This is a genomic window from Xanthomonas cucurbitae (assembly GCF_002939885.1).
In the GTDB taxonomy this organism is placed as follows: Bacteria; Pseudomonadota; Gammaproteobacteria; order Xanthomonadales; family Xanthomonadaceae; genus Xanthomonas; species Xanthomonas cucurbitae.
Genome location: NZ_MDED01000007.1, coordinates 70,130 through 85,042, shown reverse-complemented (window position 1 = coordinate 85,042; position 14,913 = coordinate 70,130). Strand labels below are relative to the sequence as shown.

The 14,913-nt window shown below is 66.0% G+C and carries 14 protein-coding genes; 1 reads left to right on the top strand and 13 read right to left on the bottom strand.

Annotated features, from left to right (window positions below):
* Positions 1-9: 9 nt before the first annotated feature.
* From XcuCFBP2542_RS05915 to msuE, 7 genes are all read right to left on the bottom strand, one after another.
* Positions 10-1,197, bottom strand: coding sequence for an acyl-CoA dehydrogenase family protein (locus XcuCFBP2542_RS05915; RefSeq protein ID WP_104602686.1), 1,188 nt, complete (start codon positions 1,195-1,197; stop codon positions 10-12).
* A 102-nt stretch (positions 1,198-1,299) separates the two neighbouring features.
* Positions 1,300-2,055, bottom strand: a complete 756-nt coding sequence (locus XcuCFBP2542_RS05910) for an ABC transporter ATP-binding protein (RefSeq protein ID WP_104602685.1) — start codon at positions 2,053-2,055, stop codon at positions 1,300-1,302.
* Positions 2,052-2,900 carry an ABC transporter permease gene (locus tag XcuCFBP2542_RS05905; RefSeq protein ID WP_104602723.1) on the bottom strand — a complete coding sequence of 283 codons (849 nt, stop codon included), beginning with the start codon at positions 2,898-2,900 and terminating at the stop codon, positions 2,052-2,054. The genes XcuCFBP2542_RS05910 and XcuCFBP2542_RS05905 overlap by 4 nt, the downstream gene beginning before the upstream one ends.
* Positions 2,901-2,908: 8 nt before the next feature.
* The gene (locus tag XcuCFBP2542_RS19970; protein WP_249027614.1) at positions 2,909-3,322 is read right to left on the bottom strand and encodes a type 2 periplasmic-binding domain-containing protein; all 414 of its coding nucleotides are present in this window, start codon (positions 3,320-3,322) and stop codon (positions 2,909-2,911) included.
* An 18-nt stretch (positions 3,323-3,340) separates the two neighbouring features.
* On the bottom strand, positions 3,341-3,913 hold the full coding sequence (locus XcuCFBP2542_RS19965) for an aliphatic sulfonate ABC transporter substrate-binding protein (protein WP_249027613.1): 573 nt from the start codon (positions 3,911-3,913) through the stop codon (positions 3,341-3,343).
* 11 nt (positions 3,914-3,924) lie between these two features.
* Positions 3,925-5,088 (bottom strand): FMNH2-dependent alkanesulfonate monooxygenase, encoded by a 1,164-nt coding sequence (ssuD, locus tag XcuCFBP2542_RS05895; RefSeq protein ID WP_104602684.1) that lies wholly within the window; start codon positions 5,086-5,088, stop codon positions 3,925-3,927.
* 47 nt (positions 5,089-5,135) lie between these two features.
* Complete coding sequence (gene msuE / locus XcuCFBP2542_RS05890) at positions 5,136-5,699, bottom strand: FMN reductase (RefSeq protein ID WP_104602683.1); 564 nt, start codon at positions 5,697-5,699, stop codon at positions 5,136-5,138.
* Between the two features lie 843 nt (positions 5,700-6,542).
* Between msuE and sfnG the strand changes: the two genes are divergently transcribed.
* Positions 6,543-7,646: a dimethylsulfone monooxygenase SfnG gene (sfnG, locus tag XcuCFBP2542_RS05885; protein WP_104602682.1), complete on the top strand. Its 1,104-nt coding sequence runs from the start codon at positions 6,543-6,545 to the stop codon at positions 7,644-7,646.
* 75 nt (positions 7,647-7,721) lie between these two features.
* On the opposite strand, the gene XcuCFBP2542_RS05880 is transcribed toward sfnG, so the two are convergent.
* The 6 genes from XcuCFBP2542_RS05880 to lptD form a co-directional block, all read right to left on the bottom strand.
* On the bottom strand, positions 7,722-8,720 hold the full coding sequence (locus XcuCFBP2542_RS05880; RefSeq protein ID WP_104602681.1) for a symmetrical bis(5'-nucleosyl)-tetraphosphatase: 999 nt from the start codon (positions 8,718-8,720) through the stop codon (positions 7,722-7,724).
* A gap of 28 nt (positions 8,721-8,748) precedes the next feature.
* Positions 8,749-9,132: a Co2+/Mg2+ efflux protein ApaG gene (apaG, locus tag XcuCFBP2542_RS05875; RefSeq protein WP_104602680.1), complete on the bottom strand. Its 384-nt coding sequence runs from the start codon at positions 9,130-9,132 to the stop codon at positions 8,749-8,751.
* A 33-nt stretch (positions 9,133-9,165) separates the two neighbouring features.
* Positions 9,166-9,954: a 16S rRNA (adenine(1518)-N(6)/adenine(1519)-N(6))-dimethyltransferase RsmA gene (gene rsmA / locus XcuCFBP2542_RS05870; RefSeq protein WP_104602679.1), complete on the bottom strand. Its 789-nt coding sequence runs from the start codon at positions 9,952-9,954 to the stop codon at positions 9,166-9,168.
* Positions 9,955-10,058: 104 nt separating this feature from the next.
* Complete coding sequence (gene pdxA, locus XcuCFBP2542_RS05865) at positions 10,059-11,030, bottom strand: 4-hydroxythreonine-4-phosphate dehydrogenase PdxA (protein WP_104602678.1); 972 nt, start codon at positions 11,028-11,030, stop codon at positions 10,059-10,061.
* Positions 11,031-11,034: 4 nt separating this feature from the next.
* Positions 11,035-12,435: a peptidylprolyl isomerase gene (locus XcuCFBP2542_RS05860; protein WP_104602677.1), complete on the bottom strand. Its 1,401-nt coding sequence runs from the start codon at positions 12,433-12,435 to the stop codon at positions 11,035-11,037.
* Positions 12,432-14,867 (bottom strand): LPS-assembly protein LptD, encoded by a 2,436-nt coding sequence (lptD, locus tag XcuCFBP2542_RS05855; RefSeq protein ID WP_104602676.1) that lies wholly within the window; start codon positions 14,865-14,867, stop codon positions 12,432-12,434. The genes XcuCFBP2542_RS05860 and lptD overlap by 4 nt, the downstream gene beginning before the upstream one ends.
* Between the last annotated feature and the right edge of the window lie 46 nt (positions 14,868-14,913).

The following is a 14,913-nucleotide window of genomic DNA, read 5'->3' as shown; positions in this document are numbered from 1 at the left end:
CCAACGGATTCATGAGTAGAAGCTGGGCGTTGGTGCCTGTTGCCGTAGCGCCCATTCGCCGAGTTCGCGCACCTTGTAGTCGACCGGGTCGTGCAGGGTATGGGTGCGCAGATTGCGCCAGTAGCGGTCCAGCCGCAGCGCCGCATGGGTGGCGCGCGCGCCGGTGACCTCGAAGAGTTTGCTGCTGACCTCCAACCCCACGCGTGTGGTGGCGACCTTGGCGGCGGCCACTGCCAGGGCCACCTGCGCGCGTTCCTCGCCGGTGAGCGCATGTTCCTTGCGCCAGGCAGCATCGAGCAGATCGGCGGCGCGACCGGCCAGCAGGCGCGCGCTTTCCAGGCCCAGCCAGAACTCGCCGTAATGGGCCAGGATGTAGGGATCGTCGCTGGCTTGCGCGACTCCGGAGCGATGCCAGGGGCGTGTTTCGGTCAGAGTGTAGCTGCGCGCTTCGTCGAAGGCGCCTTCGGCGATGCCGAGGAAGACATGCGCAAACAGCAGTTGCGCCAGCAGCGGGCGCAGGCAGGCGAACGGCGTGCTCAGCGGGCCGGGATCGAGCAGCAGCTCGTTCTCTTCCACCCGGACGCGCTCGAAGGTGGTGCTGCCGCTGTCGGTCTGGCGCTGGCCGATGTTGTCCCAATCGTGGCCCAGCGTGATGCCGCTGCGTGCGGTGGGCACCGCGCCGATCAACAGCGTGCCGCTGCGTTCGTCCAGTGCGGAGGCGATCAGCATCTGCGAGTCGAGCGCGCCGGAACAAAAACTCTTCTTGCCGGAAAATTCGCGCCAGCCCGCGTGCTGCACGGCGATGGTGCGCGTATCCAGGGGATTGAGCGCGTTGCCCCAGAACCACTGCTTGCGCGCGGTCTGCTCCAGCCACGGCTGCCATTGTGCCCGCTGGCCGAACAAGCGCACCGTGGCCAGCATCAGGTGGTGAAAACCGAAGACGTGCGCGATCGAGCTATCGACCTTGGCGAATTCGCGCACGCTGGTCAGCACCTCGCTCCAGCTGGCGCCAAGACCGCCGTACTGCACCGGGATGCTCAAGCCCAGTAGGCCGCTGGCGCGCAATGCATCGCGTTCTGCCTTGGGGGTGCCGCCACGCGCATCGCGTTCGATCGCGGTGGCAGCGAATTCGGTGGCCAGGCGCCGGGCCGTGTGCAGCGGATTGAGCATGGTGGGTTGCAGTTGCTGGCTGGTCATGCGCGATAACCTCGTTCGGGTCGCAGGTAAATGATCGATGCACGGTGGTGCGGGTGCATGCCGGCGGGCAGTGGCAGGTGTCGGCAGGCGATCACCACAGACCTACACTGCATGGATGTCGTGCAGCGCAGCCAGCAGCTCCTGGCGCGCCGCACGCAGCGTGGCCTCGTGCACCTGGCGGTCGCGTGGCCGCGGCGTGTCCAGCACCTGGGTATGCACGATGGATCCGGGCTGGCCGCCGATCACGACGGCACGGTCGCTCAGATAGGCCGCTTCCTCGATATCGTGCGTCACCAGCAGCACGGTGAAGCCATGCTCGCCGGCCAGACGCAGCAGCAGCTCCTGCAGCCGGATGCGGGTGAACGCATCCACGGCGCTGAAGGGTTCGTCCAGTAACAGCACCTGCGGTTGCCGGTACAACCCGCGCGCCAGTGCCACCCGCTGCGCCTGGCCGCCGGAGAGTTGCTTGGGCAGGGTCTGCGCGTGGTCGAGCAGGCCGACTTCGGCCAGCAACTGCTGCACGCGCGGCGACTGCCGTGCTGCCGCCGGCGAGAGGCCGGCGTCGTCGGCGAAGGCGACATTGCCCGCCACGTCCAGCCAGGGCAGCAGGCGCGGCTCCTGGAAGATGAAGCCGATCCGGCGGTCGATGCCCTGTACGCGCCTGCTGTCCAGCAGCACCTCGCCGCTGTAGTCGCGCTCCAGGCCGGCCACGATACGCAACAAGGTGCTCTTGCCGCAGCCGCTGGCGCCGATCAGGCTCAGCACTTCTCCCGGTGCCACGCGCAGGTCGATGTCCTGCAGCACGCGGCGCGCGCCGAAGCGTTTTGCCGCCACCCGGATCTGCAGGCCGGCACTCATGCCCGGTGCGCCGCGTGCGGATGGGTGTGGCGGTTCTGCAGGTTGTCGCGCCAGTGCAGTGTGCGGGTTTCCAGCGCCTTGAGCACGCTGTCGCTGAGTTTGCCGAGCAGGGCCAGCAATACGATGGCGGCGATGACGATGTCCGGCCGTGAGGTTTCGCGCCCGTCGCTCAGCAGATAACCCAGCCCGCGCGTGGCGGCGATCAATTCGGCGGCCACCAGAAACATCCAGGCCAGGCTCAGGCTGGTACGCAGCCCGGTGAAGATGGAGGGCAGGGCGGCCGGCAGCAGGATCCGCTGCACCATGCGGCCCCAGGACAGGCCATAGGTCTCGCCCAGCTCGATCAGCGTGCGGTCGACCTGGCGCAGGCCATTGGCCACACCCAGATACATCGGGAAGAACGCACCGATAGCAATCAAGGTGATCTTCGGTGCTTCATCGATGCCCATCCACAGCAACAACAAGGGCACCCAGGCCAGGCTGGGAACCGCACGCAGCGCCTGGAAGCTGGGATCCAGCAAGCGTTCCAGCCAGCGGTTCAAGCCGACGCCGATGCCGATCAGCAGCCCCAGCCCGGCACCCAAAGCAAAGCCCACCAGCACCCGCAGCACGCTGGCGCCCAGATGGCCGGCCAGTCCGCGGCCGGCTTCGTCTACAAGCGTGGTCAGGATCTGGCTGGGAGGCGGCAGCAGATAACGTGGTGTCCAGCCCAACGCCGAGCACAGTTCCAGTGCGGCGAAGAAGCTCACCGGCAACACCAGGCCCAGACTGCCGGCAGGCAGGCGCCAGCGCCGCTGCAGAGAGGGTGGCAGGGTGCGCGACAGGCGCAGCGAGGTCTGATTCATCGTGGTCGTCATCCCTGCGCCACGCGTGCGCGTGTGGCGTAGCGTGGATCGATCAGTGTGCTCAATACCTGGGTCAGGTCGGTTCCCGGTCGCACCAGGCCTTCTTCGAGCAGGATCGGCGCGGCGCTGCGCAAGGCCGCCAGCTGTTCGGCGCCGATCACTGGCTGGCTGAGATCGGTGCGCTGCAACTGCAGTTGCGCCACCGGCACCGAGAGCCGTGCCTGTTCGGCGATCAGCTTGGCCAATGCCTGCGGATGCGCGATCGCCCAACGGCGCGCCTTTTCATAAGCCTGCAGTACCAGCGGAATCTGCTCGGGGTAGGCGGCGGCAAATTTTTCGCTGGTGTTCAAGAAACCATACGAATTGAAGGCGACGTTGCGATAGAGCAGCCGTGAGCCGGCTTCGAGCTGGCTGGCGGCCATATGCGGGTCCAGTCCGGCTCAGGCATCGACGTTGCCGCGTTCCAGGGCGATGCGCCCATCCGGATGCTGCAGATGGACGATCTCGACATCGTTTCGGTGCAAGCCGACTTCGTGTAGCGCGCGCAGCAGGAACAGATACGCATCGGTGCCCTTGGTGGCGGCCACCCGTTTGCCCTTTAATTCGGCCACGCGCTGGATGGGCGATTGCTTGCCGACGACCAGGGCGACCCACTCCGGGCGCGAGTACACATAGATCGACTTGACCGGATTGCCGTTGGCGCGACCCAGCAGCGCGGCCAGGCCGGCGGTACTGGCGAAGTCGATGCTGTTGCCTGCCAGATACTCCAGTGCGCGATTGCTGCCGGCCGACAGCACCCAGGTGACCTCGGTGCCTTGCGGCTTGAGCGCCGCTTCCAGCCAGCCGAAGTGCTTGAGCACCAGCGAGGTGGGCGAGTAATAGGCGTAATCCATGCGCAGTCGTTCGGGAACGGCGATCTTGCGTGGTGCATCCGCCGCGCTGGACAACAGCGGCGGGGCAGCCAGCGCGACACCGGCCAGCGTTCCGAGTTTGAGCAAATTGCGTCGTTTCATGGGTGCTCCGGTCAGCGCGCCGCAGCGCGTGGCACGATGGTGTTGGCGATGACTTCGCCGAAGGGGCCGCTCAGTGGTTGCCCGGGCAGTGCTTGCCGGCGCGCGCGTGGCAGCAGCGGGAAGACCAGTTCGGCGAAGCGATACGCCTCTTCCAGATGCGGATAGCCGGAAAAGATGAAGGTGTCGATGCCGAGCGCGGCGTATTCCTCGATCCGCTGCACCACCGTTTGCGGGCTGCCGACCAGGGCAGTGCCGGCTCCGCCGCGAACCAAGCCAACCCCGGCCCACAGGTTCGGGCTGACTTCCAGATCGGCGCGCGTGCGGCCCTGGCCACGCCCATGCAGGGCGGCCATGCGCCGCTGGCCGACCGAGTCCATGCGGGCGAAGGCGCGCTGCGCGCGCTCCACGGTGTCATCGTCCAGATGACGGATCAGCGCATCGGCGGCGGCCCAGGCCTGCGCATCGGTTTCGCGCACGATCACATGCAGGCGGATGCCGAAGCGCAGCGTGCGCCCGAGCGCGGCGGCCTTGTTGCGAACGGTGGCGATCTTCTGCGCCACTGCGGCCGGCGGCTCGCCCCAGGTGAGGTAGGTGTCCACCTGTTCGGCGGCCAGATCGTGCGCCGCATCGGACGAACCACCGAACCACACCGGTGGATACGGCCGCTGCACGGTGGGATACAGCAGTTGCGCCGCCTTGACCTGCAAATGCTTGCCATCGAAGTCGTAGCTCTGGCTGTCATGGCTGTGGCGGATGATCTCGCGCCAGATCCGGATGAATTCGGCCGAGGCGTCGTAACGGTCGGCATGATCGAGAAACACGCCATCGCCTTCCAGCTCGCCGCGGTCGCCGCCGGTGACCAGATTGACCAACAAGCGCCCGCCGGAGAGGCGGTCGAAGCTGGCCGCCATGCGCGCGGCCAGTGCGGGCGCCATCAGCCCGGGGCGCAGCGCCACCAGAAACTTCAGTTGGCGCGTGGCATTGATCAGGCTGGACGCGATCACCCACGGGTCTTCGCAGGAGCGCCCGGTGGGAATCAAGACCCCTTCATAGCCCAGCGTGTCGGCCGCCACGGCCACCTGGGTCACGTAGTCGGCGCTGACCTGGCGCGCGCCCTCGCTGGTGCCCAGATAGCGGCTGTCGCCGTGGGTGGGAATGAACCAGAACATCTCCATCGCAATCTCCTTAATGTGGGCTGCCGGGCTCGCGCCGGCGAACCGGATCAGGCAATGCGCAGTCGCGCGTCGGGGCGTACGCCCAATACGCCGGCAGCGCGTTCGGCGGCCAGGGCGATGCGTTGGCGTAGCGCCGGATCGACCACCTGGTAATCGCGAAAATCGCTTTCGCTGGCATAGATGCCGATCGGCAACGTCAGTGCCTGGAAGAACGCGAACAATGGCCGCAGCTGGTGATCGATCACCAGCGCGTGTCGCTCGCTGCCACCGGTGGCGGCCAGCAATACCGGTGTGTCGATCAGTGCGTGCATGTCGATCAGGTCGAACAGGTGCTTGAGCAAGCCCGGATACGAACCGCGATACACCGGTGCGACCACCAGCAGCAGGTCTGCCGTTTCGATCTGGCGCAGCACCTGTTCGGTGCTTGCATCGACATCGCCGCGCCACTGCGCCGCTCCCAATGCGCGTGCGATATCGCCCAGGTGGATGCGGCTGGGTTTGAGCGCCAGATGCTGCGCCAGCTCGTCCAGGGTGGCATCGGCCAGGGCCAGGCTGCGCGATGGGCGCGCGGTACTGCCGGACACGGCAACGACATTCAATGGTGTGCGCATGCGAGATTCCTGTGGGGGCGGTGTCGAGCCGTCACGCAAACTCCGTGCCATGGCGACAGTCGCGCTGTTGCTGCACAGACAACAAACGCGGGAGAAACCTGCGTCGATGTGCCGGCAGCGGGTAATGGCATCTGACTGCATGGCGCGATGCAGTGCAATGGCAAAGCACCATCGGGATTGGCGTGCGCTTAGCAGATTTGAGAATGAGCTAATGAAATTGCAGAAAACAGGCTGTTTCAAGTGGCTTTTTCTGCAATCCTTATGCTGTCGTCGGTATGAGCATAGAGCGCGCAGCGATAAGCGCCGCAAACATGTTTGCAGGGAAACAGCGAATCAGCAGTTTGTGTATTTTCGTCGCGCGACACATGGGCGCCACCGGGGATGCGCTGTGAATCGTGCGAGTGGATTTGTTTAGTTCGATACGGCCCGGTGTTTGCGGGAGGGTCGCGGACACGGGGTTGGAGGCGGGAATTGTCACGACCATCGGGTTTGTCGAATGAGCGCCGGTGGTGGTGCGCGCATCGCCGATACCCGTAAGCCATCGTGCAGATTGGGTGGCATTCGTGTCGCGGCGCTGGCTGCGTCGTGTCGCCGTATCGGTTTGGTGGGGGGCGGGGTGGCTGCCTTGACGCAGCGTGCAATCGTCGCCCGTGCGATGCGGATTGCATGGCGATTATCTGGATATGTCGCACGGGGATAAGCGTGGCACGCGATGTGCGTTGCCTGCACGTGCAGTGACGCGCACTGCAGCACGCTGGCCGCACCCATGGGCCCGGTGATGCGTCACTGGCCGCGCAACGTCGTCCTCTCCCTTCAATCCTCCGATTCCCGCAGGAGTTTTCAATGAGCCACTCATCCAACGCTGCGCCGCTGACCTTCGCCTACTGGGTTCCCAACGTCAGCGGCGGGCTGGTTGTCAGCACGATCGAACAGCGCACCGACTGGAGCCTGGACTACAACGTGCGGCTGGCGCAGGCCGCCGAGCACGCCGGCTTCGATTACGCGCTGACCCAGATCCGGTTTACTGCCGGCTATGGCGCCGAGCATCAGCATGAGTCGGTGTCCTTCAGTCAGGCCTTGCTGCACTCCACCTCGCGCCTGAAGGTACTGGCGGCCATCCTGCCCGGCCCCTGGACACCGGCCGTGGTGGCCAAGCAGATCGCCACCATCGACCACATCAGCAACGGGCGCATCGCCATCAATGTGGTCAGCGGCTGGTTCAAGGGCGAGTTCGATGCCATCGGCGAGCCGTGGCTGGAGCACGACGAGCGCTATCGGCGTTCCAGGGAATTCATCCAGGTGTTGAAGGGGATCTGGACCCAGGATGCTTTCAGTTTCCATGGCGACTTCTACCGCTTCGACAACTACACCCTCAGTCCCAAACCGCTGCAGAAGCCGCATCCGGAGATCTTTCAGGGCGGCAGTTCGCGTGCGGCGCGCGACAATGCGGCAAGCGTGTCGGACTGGTATTTCACCAATGGCAACACGCCCGAGCAGTTGCGCGTGCAGATCCAGGACCTGCAGACCAAGGCCGCCGCCAATGGTCATACGGTTCGCGTGGGCGTCAACGCCTTCGTGATCGCGCGCGAGACCGAGCAGGAAGCCCAGGCGGTGCTGCAGGAAATCATCGCGCATGCGCATGTGGAGGCGGTCAAGGCGTTCGCCGATGCCACGCGGCAGGCCGGCCAGGCATCGCCGGAGGGCGAGGGCAACTGGGCCACCTCCACCTTCGAGGACCTGGTGCAGTACAACGATGGTTTCCGCACCAACCTGATCGGCACGCCGCAGCAGATCGCCGAGCGCATCCTCGCCTTGCAGGAAGTAGGCGTGGATCTGGTGCTGTGCGGCTTCCTGCATTTCATCGAAGAGGTGGACTATTTCGGCCGCGAAGTGCTGCCGCGCGTGCGCGCGCTGGAGGCGCAGCGCGCGGAGTCGGCGCTGGCCTGATCTTGCGCCGCCAGTTCGCCAGTTCGCCAATTCGCCAATTCGCCAATTCGCCAATTCGCCGGCCGCCAGGCAGACTTATTCGGTGGCCGGGCGTGCGCCACCAGCGCCTGGGGCGCCGGCAGCGGGGGGGGCGCCCTTGCCATTGGCACCAGCACCACCGCCGTTTCCGCCACGTCCACGTCCACGCCCGCGTTGGCGGCCCTGGCCTTCGCGCGGACGTCGAGGGGCGTGCGCGGCCGGTGTCGCCGGGGCGGTGACTTCACGTCCCGGGACCTGCACCACGCACAGTTCTTCGGTGTCCAGCTGCAGCGCAGTGAGCTTGCCGCCCCAGACCGCGCCGGTGTCGATGGCATGCACACCCTGGGTAATCGTCAGCCCCAGCGCCGACCAGTGCCCGCAGACGATCTTCAGATCGCGCTCGACCCGGCCCGGTACCTCGAACCAGGGGTACAGCCCCTGGGCCTGCGTGCCCGGCGTGCCCTTGTCTTCGGTGGCGATGCGCCCGCGCGGGGTGCAATAGCGCATGCGCGTGAACAGGTTGATGATGGCGCGGCTGCGCTCGTAGCCGCTCAGGCCCGGCGACCAGCCGGGCTGGTCGCCGTACATATTGCGCAGCAGCTTGCGGTAGCCGCTGCCCTGCAACTGTTGCTCGACCTCGCGCGCATGCTTTTCGGCCAGTTGCGTGGTCCACTTCGGCGCCAGCCCGGCATGGATCATCATCCAGCCCAGCGTGCGGTCCACATGCGCCAGTTTTTGCATGCGCAGCCAGTCCAGCAGCACGTCGCGGTCTTCGGCCAGCACAACGCGCTGCAGGTCCGGATTGACCTTGCGTTGCTCTTCTTCCGAGCGCGCGCCGATCGCCAGCAGCGACAGGTCATGATTGCCCAGCACCACCACGCTGTGCGCGCGCAGCGAATGCACCAGGCGCAGCGTTTCCAGCGATTGCCCACCGCGGTTGACCAGATCGCCGCAGAACCACAGCGTGTCCTGTGCCGGGTCGAAATTGATCTTCTCCAGCAATCGCTGGGTAACGTCGTAGCACCCTTGCAGGTCGCCAATTGCCCAGACGCTCATCGCGTTCGCTCCATCAGTCCAGCCGTCATCAGTGCAGCGTCCTGGGTACGCTCAGCACGAAGGCGGCGATCGGGGCGATGAATTCGGTGCCATCGTCGGCCACCATGTCGTAGTGGCCTTGCATCTGTCCATGCTCGGTGCCCAACACCATGCTGGACGTGTAGTCATAGGTTTCGCCCGGCCGCAGCCAGGGCTGGTCGCCGACCACGCCTTGCCCATCGACCTGCTCGGTGCGGCCGTCGGCGTCGGTGATCTGCCAGTGGCGGGCGATCAGGCGTGCAGGCAGGGTGCCCGCGTTGTGGATGCGGACGTTGTAGGCGAAGGTGTAGCGGCCTTCGTCGGGGACCGATTGCTGGGCGAGGAAGCGTGGCAACACCTCCACCTCGATCCGGTAGCGTGGATCATCGTGCATACGAAAAGTCTAAATAGAGTGTGGGAGCCGCGCTCACGTCGGCTCGACATTGGCCAGCCGGATGAAATCGGTGACCTCGAGTTGTTCGGCGCGGGCATCCGGGCGCACGCCGGCGGCCTCGAACTGCGCCGCATCGCAGACCCCGGACAAGGCGTTGCGCAAGGTCTTGCGGCGCTGTCCAAAGCCGGCGCGGACCACATCGGCAAAACGGCGCCGGTCGGTGATCTCTACCGTGGCCGGGTCGCGCGGCACCAGCCGCACCACCGCCGAGTCCACCTTCGGTGGCGGCCGGAACGCGCCCGGCGGCACCACGAACAGCGCAGTGACCTCGCAGTACGCCTGCAACATCACGCTCAGCCGGCCATACACCTTGCTGCCGGGGCCGGCGGCCATGCGGTCGACCACTTCCTTCTGCAGCATGAAGTGCATGTCGGCCACGGCGCCAGCGTGGTCCAGCGCATGGAACAGGATCGGCGAGGAGATGTTGTAGGGCAGGTTGCCGACCAGGCGGATCGGGCTGCCATTGGCCAGCGCGGTGAAGTCCACGCTGAGCACGTCGCGGTGGATGATGTTCAGCGCACCGATCGGCGCGGCGGTCTCGGTCAGCGGGGCGATCAGGTCGCGATCGAACTCGATCACGGTCAACGCGCCGTGCTTGCGCAGCAGCGGGAAGGTGATGGCGCCCTGACCGGGGCCGATTTCGACCAGGTGCTGGCCGGCGCGCGGGTCCACCGCCTGGACGATCCGGTCGATGTAATACCGGTCGGCAAGAAAGTGCTGGCCGAGCGACTTCTTGGCCGGTGCGCTGAAGGAAGAATTCATCCACGCAGTTTAACGGAGCCGGCGGCCGCACGCGGTGTCGGTGCCAGCGCTGCAGTGTGCGGGCAAGGGCGCGCCAGGCTACGCGCCGGTGCTGTGGCGTCTGCTCAGCCGCGCGCCGCCAGCCGGGCGCACAGCGCGGTTGCCGCCATCAGGCTGGACGGGTCGGCGATGCCGCGCCCGGCCAGTTCCAGCGCGGTGCCGTGATCGACCGCCACGCGCGGGTAGGGTAGGCCAAGGGTGATATTGACTGCTTGCTCGAAGCCGCTGTACTTGAGCACCGGCAGGCCCTGGTCGTGATACATCGCCACCACCGCATCGAAGCCGCTCAGTTTCTGCGGCAGGAAGGCGGTGTCTGCCGGCAATGGACCGATCAGCTGCAAGCCTTCGCCGCGCAGTTGCGCCAGCAGCGGAATGATGACGTCCAGTTCTTCACGGCCCAGGTGGCCATCCTCGCCCGCATGCGGGTTGAGCCCGAGCACGGCGATACGTGGCGCAGGCAGGCCGAAGTCGCGCTGCAGCGAGGTGTGGGTGATGCGCAGGCACTGCGCCAGCGCTTGGGCGGTAATCGCATCGGCCACCGCGCGCAGCGGCAGGTGGGTGGTGACCAGGGCGACGCGCACGATGTGGTTGGCCAGCATCATCACCACCGGGCAGCCGGCCTGCTCGGCCAGCAACTCGGTGGTGCCGGTATAGGCGATGCCGCCGGCGTTGATGACCGCCTTGTGCACCGGCCCGGTCACGATACCCTGCAGGCGCCCGGCCAGGCAGTTCCCGGCAGCGGTGCGCAGGCCGGCGATCACCGCCGCGGCATTGGCCGGATCAGGTGTGCCGAAGCGGGTCGGGATGGCCTGGCGAATCGGGAACAGCGGCAGGTCGCCGGGTGCCCGTGCAGGCTGGTCGGGATCGAGCAGCCGCACAGACAAAGACAGCGCCTGGGCGGCGCTGTGCAAGGTATCTGGATCGGCATAGGCGATCAGGTGCGCATCCGAACGCGGCCGTTGGGCAAGCCGGATGCACAGCTCCGGCCCGATCCCGGCCGGCTCGCCTGGCACCAGCGCGAGCGACGGGACCGGCATCGGCTTAGCGCGCCGGCTGTGCCGACGGCGGGGTCGGGGCAGCCGGTTCTGCCGGCTTGCTCGCCTTGTCCGGCTCGGCAGTGGCATTGCCGTCGGCACGGTCGCCGCTGCGGTAGCTCACATAGGCTTCGCCGCGCAGTTCCTGCAGGTAGCGGTTGTACTCTTCTTCCAGCTTGCGACGGCCGATCGTCTCGCGGATCTGGCCGCGCTGGTTATCGGCACTGACGTCGGTCTGGCGGCTGCCGACGCGCTGAACGATATGCCAACCAGCCTGGGTACGGAAGGGTTCGGACACCGCACCGTCGGCCAGGCCTTCGACCTGCTTGCCGAAATCCGGGCCGAAGGCATCGGCCGGGAACCAGCCCAGGTCGCCGCCCTGGCTGCGGCTGTTGGTGTCTTCGGAGGATTCCTTGGCCGTTGCCTGGAAATCGGCGCCGCCGGTGATGCGCGCACGCAGCGTGTCGATCTTGGCCTTGGCCTGGGCTTCGGTCTGGTTGTCGCCGATGCGGACCAGGATGTGCCGCGCGTTGTACTCGGTCACCATCTTCTTTTCGCCGCCGGCATTGGCGTCGCGCATTTCCACCAGCTTGAGCAGCTGGAAGCCGCTGGGGCCACGCAGCGGGCCGGCCACCTGGCCTGGCTGCATGTCGCGGATCAACTGTGCGAAGGCATTGGGAATTTCGTCCAGGCTGCGCCAGCCCAGATCGCCGCCTTCCAGTGCATTGGGGCTGTCCGAATAGCGCACCGCTGCAGCCGAAAAGTCAAGCTCGCCCTTGTCGATCAAGGCCTTGACGCCATCGACCTTCTTCTGGCCGGTGGCGATCTGTTCGGCGGTCGCGCCTTCCGGCAGGCCAACCAGGATGTGCGCCAGGTGATACTGGCTGCCGGTGGTGGCCTGCTGGGCCAGCGCGCTATCCACTTCGCCTTCGCTGACGCTGATGCGGCTCTGCGCGAAGCTCTGGCGCAGGCGCTGCACGATGATTTCATCGCGCACCGAGTTGCGGAAATCGCTGTAGCCCATGCCGTCGGCCGCCAGCTTCTGGCGTAGCCCATCGACGCTGGTACCGTTCTGCTGGGCAATGCTGGCAATGGCGCGGTTGAGCTCTTCGTCGCTGACGCGGATGCCGCTGCCGTCGGCACGACCGACCTGCAGCTTGACCAGGACCAGGCGCTCGAGCACCTGGCGCTGCAGCACATCGTCGGGCGGCAACTGGTTCTCGCGGCCGGCATATTGCGACTTGACGTTGCGCACGGCGCGATCAAGCTCGCTCTGCAGCACCACGTCCTCGTCCACGATGGCGGCGATACGGTCCAGTGGTTGGGACTGCTGCGCCGATGCCAGCGGCGGGACCGCGCTGGCGAGGGCCAGCAACGAGGCAAGAACAACGGAGAAAGGCTTGGTCATGGAATCAGGTTCGGATCGTAATCGTCCGGATTGGTCGTGGTGTTGCTGGGCGGGACCAGGTACAGGTCGTCGCGGTAATAGCCGAGAATAGCACGGCGCAAGGTGCGGTCCGTGTTCTGGCCAAACGAGCTCAAGCCCTTGAGCACGAACTCGAACTGGATGGAGTTGTCCATCTCGCCATCGCGGTTGCGCACGAACCGGCGCACCAGCGCGCGCACGGCCAGGCAGCAGCTGTCCCACTGCACGCCACCGATGATTTCCAGCGGTTTGCGGTCCAGCAGCGAATAGTAGTAACGGCCGACCGCGCTCCAGCTCGGGTTGATCGGATACAGGAACGAGAAATCGGCCTGCTTGAGCTGGTCGGTTTCGTCGATCAGGTTGCGCCGGTAGCGGTAGGCCAGGTTGATGATGCCGTCGTTGCCCAGCAGGTAACGCGTGCGCAGGCTGGCCAGATCCTCCTTGCGCGAGTTCGGGTTCCACTGGTAGGTAGCGCCCATCGACCAGCGGTCGTTGATCATGTAGTTGGCGTCGGCCACCCAGGCGGACTTGCCCTGCTCGATGGGCTGTTCGCTGCCGGCGGCGGCGTTGGTGCTGTTGTTGATGGTGACCAGCGAGTCGTTGAAGTACAGGATCTGGCCTGCGCTCAGCGACAGCTTCTCGCGGCCGTCGTCCTGGCGCAGCCAGCGCGAGGTCACCGCCAGGGTCAGCTGGTTGGCATCGTTCTGGCGGTCGGCGCCGGTATAGCGGCTGTCGCGGAACAGCTGCCCGTAGCTGAAGGTGAACGGGCGGGTGTCGAACACCGGCAGGTCGTCCTGGTCGCGATACGGCACGTACAGGTAGTACATGCGCGGTTCCAGGGTATTGAGATAATTGCTGCCGAACAGCGAGGTTTCGCGGTCGAAATACAGGCCGGCATCCAGCGAGGCGATCGGCAGGCTGCGCGTAGGCGTGCGGTTGCCGGTCAGCGGCGCGGTGTTGGCCAGGGTCGAGTCCAGCTGGTAGGCGGTGTAACGCCAGGCCACGGTCGGGGTCATGAACCAGGCCGCGCCCGACAACGGCATCGAGATGTACGGCTTGATGTCCAGGCGCGAACCGCTGCCGTATTCCTTGTTGCGGATATTGGTGCGGACGAATTCGTCGCGATTGTTGTCGTTGTTGCCGGCATCCGGATTCGGCGTGCGGACCACGAGGAACGAATCGTCATGCGTAAAGCGCACCGCCTCGGCGTACACACCGGCCTCGAAGATCCCCAGCGGCTTTTCCCAGGTGAAATAGGCGCGTGGTTGGCGGTTGTAGGGCAGGGCCTGCTCGTCCAGGGTGTAGTCGGTGAGCTGCCAGCGGTCAGCCATCAGGCCGGCGGTCCAGGTCTCGCCGGTGCCATAGATGCCTGCGGTACTCTGCAGGCTGGAGGCCGAGCCCATGCCGTTGATGCGGCTTGTGAAATCTTCCACGTAGCGGGTGTCGCTGACCCAGGCGATGCTGCTGCGCGCCTGCCAGTGGCTGTCGATGTTGTGATAACCGGTGTAGAAGACGCTGCCGCGGTCCTTCTTGCGCAGGTTGTCGTTGGGCAGGTAGTTGCCGGTGATCTCGCCGCGGCCGCCTTCGTACAGATAGCGGAATTCGGTGCCGAACATCAAACCGCGCTTGCTCATGTAGCGCGGCAGCAGGGTGGCGTCGTAGTTCGGTGCCAGGTTGAGGTAGATCGGCTGCAGGTAGTCGAAGCCGTTACGCCCGGACAGGCCGAACTGCGGGAACAACAAGCCGGTCTGGCGGCGGTCGTCGATGGGGAACTTGAACCACGGGAAGTACAGCACCGGCACCTTGCCGATCTGCAGCACGGCGCTGCGCGCAGTACCGAAGCCTTCTTCGTTGTCCACGTCGATCTCCGGCGCACGCACGCGCCAGATCGGCTGCGACGGGTCGCAGGTGGTGTATGTCGAACGGTGCATCTGGCCGACCTGGCCTTGCAGGTCCACGGATTCGGCGCCGCCGTTGCCGCGCCGGTCCACCAGTTGGTACTGGATGTTGGTGACCTTGTGGCTATCGGTGTCCTGGTTGCCTTCGGCGCGGTCGGCCACCATGCGGAAGGAGCTGTCCTGGTAGCGCACGTTGCCTTCGGCGATGTAGTTGCCGGTCTCGGTGTCCATGCGCAGGCTGTCGGCGCCCAGGAACTGGTCGCCACGCCTGAGCGCCACGTTGCCCTGGTACTGCGGCGTAGTGCTGGTGCCGGACAGCTGGTCGCCTTCGATGTCGGTGGGCAGCTGTTGACGTATCTCGGCGGCCTTGGGATCGGGCGCGGGCGCGCCGTCGAAACCTGGGAGCGGATCCACGGCCGGGCACAGTCCCCAGTTCAACGGCTTGTCAACGGCCATGGCCGGGAGGCAGATGGCAATGCTCAAGGGCAGGGGCAACAGGCGAAGAGCTCGGCGCACGCGGGTTCAACCAATAAAATGGTCGCTAGCTTGACGTATACCCGGC

Bases quoted from the DNA above. Each gene is read 5' to 3' on its own strand.
- XcuCFBP2542_RS19970 (WP_249027614.1), bottom strand. From the start codon at position 3,322: ATGGCCGCCAGCCAGCTCGAAGCCGGCTCACGGCTGCTCTATCGCAAC.
- XcuCFBP2542_RS05910 (WP_104602685.1), bottom strand. From the start codon at position 2,055: ATGAGTGCCGGCCTGCAGATCCGGGTGGCGGCAAAACGCTTCGGCGCG.
- XcuCFBP2542_RS05860 (WP_104602677.1), bottom strand. From the start codon at position 12,435: ATGACCAAGCCTTTCTCCGTTGTTCTTGCCTCGTTGCTGGCCCTCGCC.
- rsmA (WP_104602679.1), bottom strand. From the start codon at position 9,954: ATGAATTCTTCCTTCAGCGCACCGGCCAAGAAGTCGCTCGGCCAGCAC.
- apaG (WP_104602680.1), bottom strand. From the start codon at position 9,132: ATGCACGATGATCCACGCTACCGGATCGAGGTGGAGGTGTTGCCACGC.
- msuE (WP_104602683.1), bottom strand. From the start codon at position 5,699: ATGCGCACACCATTGAATGTCGTTGCCGTGTCCGGCAGTACCGCGCGC.
- ssuD (WP_104602684.1), bottom strand. From the start codon at position 5,088: ATGGAGATGTTCTGGTTCATTCCCACCCACGGCGACAGCCGCTATCTG.
- XcuCFBP2542_RS05915 (WP_104602686.1), bottom strand. From the start codon at position 1,197: ATGACCAGCCAGCAACTGCAACCCACCATGCTCAATCCGCTGCACACG.
- XcuCFBP2542_RS05880 (WP_104602681.1), bottom strand. From the start codon at position 8,720: ATGAGCGTCTGGGCAATTGGCGACCTGCAAGGGTGCTACGACGTTACC.
- pdxA (WP_104602678.1), bottom strand. From the start codon at position 11,030: ATGCCGGTCCCGTCGCTCGCGCTGGTGCCAGGCGAGCCGGCCGGGATC.
- sfnG (WP_104602682.1), top strand. From the start codon at position 6,543: ATGAGCCACTCATCCAACGCTGCGCCGCTGACCTTCGCCTACTGGGTT.
- XcuCFBP2542_RS19965 (WP_249027613.1), bottom strand. From the start codon at position 3,913: ATGAAACGACGCAATTTGCTCAAACTCGGAACGCTGGCCGGTGTCGCG.
- XcuCFBP2542_RS05905 (WP_104602723.1), bottom strand. From the start codon at position 2,900: ATGAATCAGACCTCGCTGCGCCTGTCGCGCACCCTGCCACCCTCTCTG.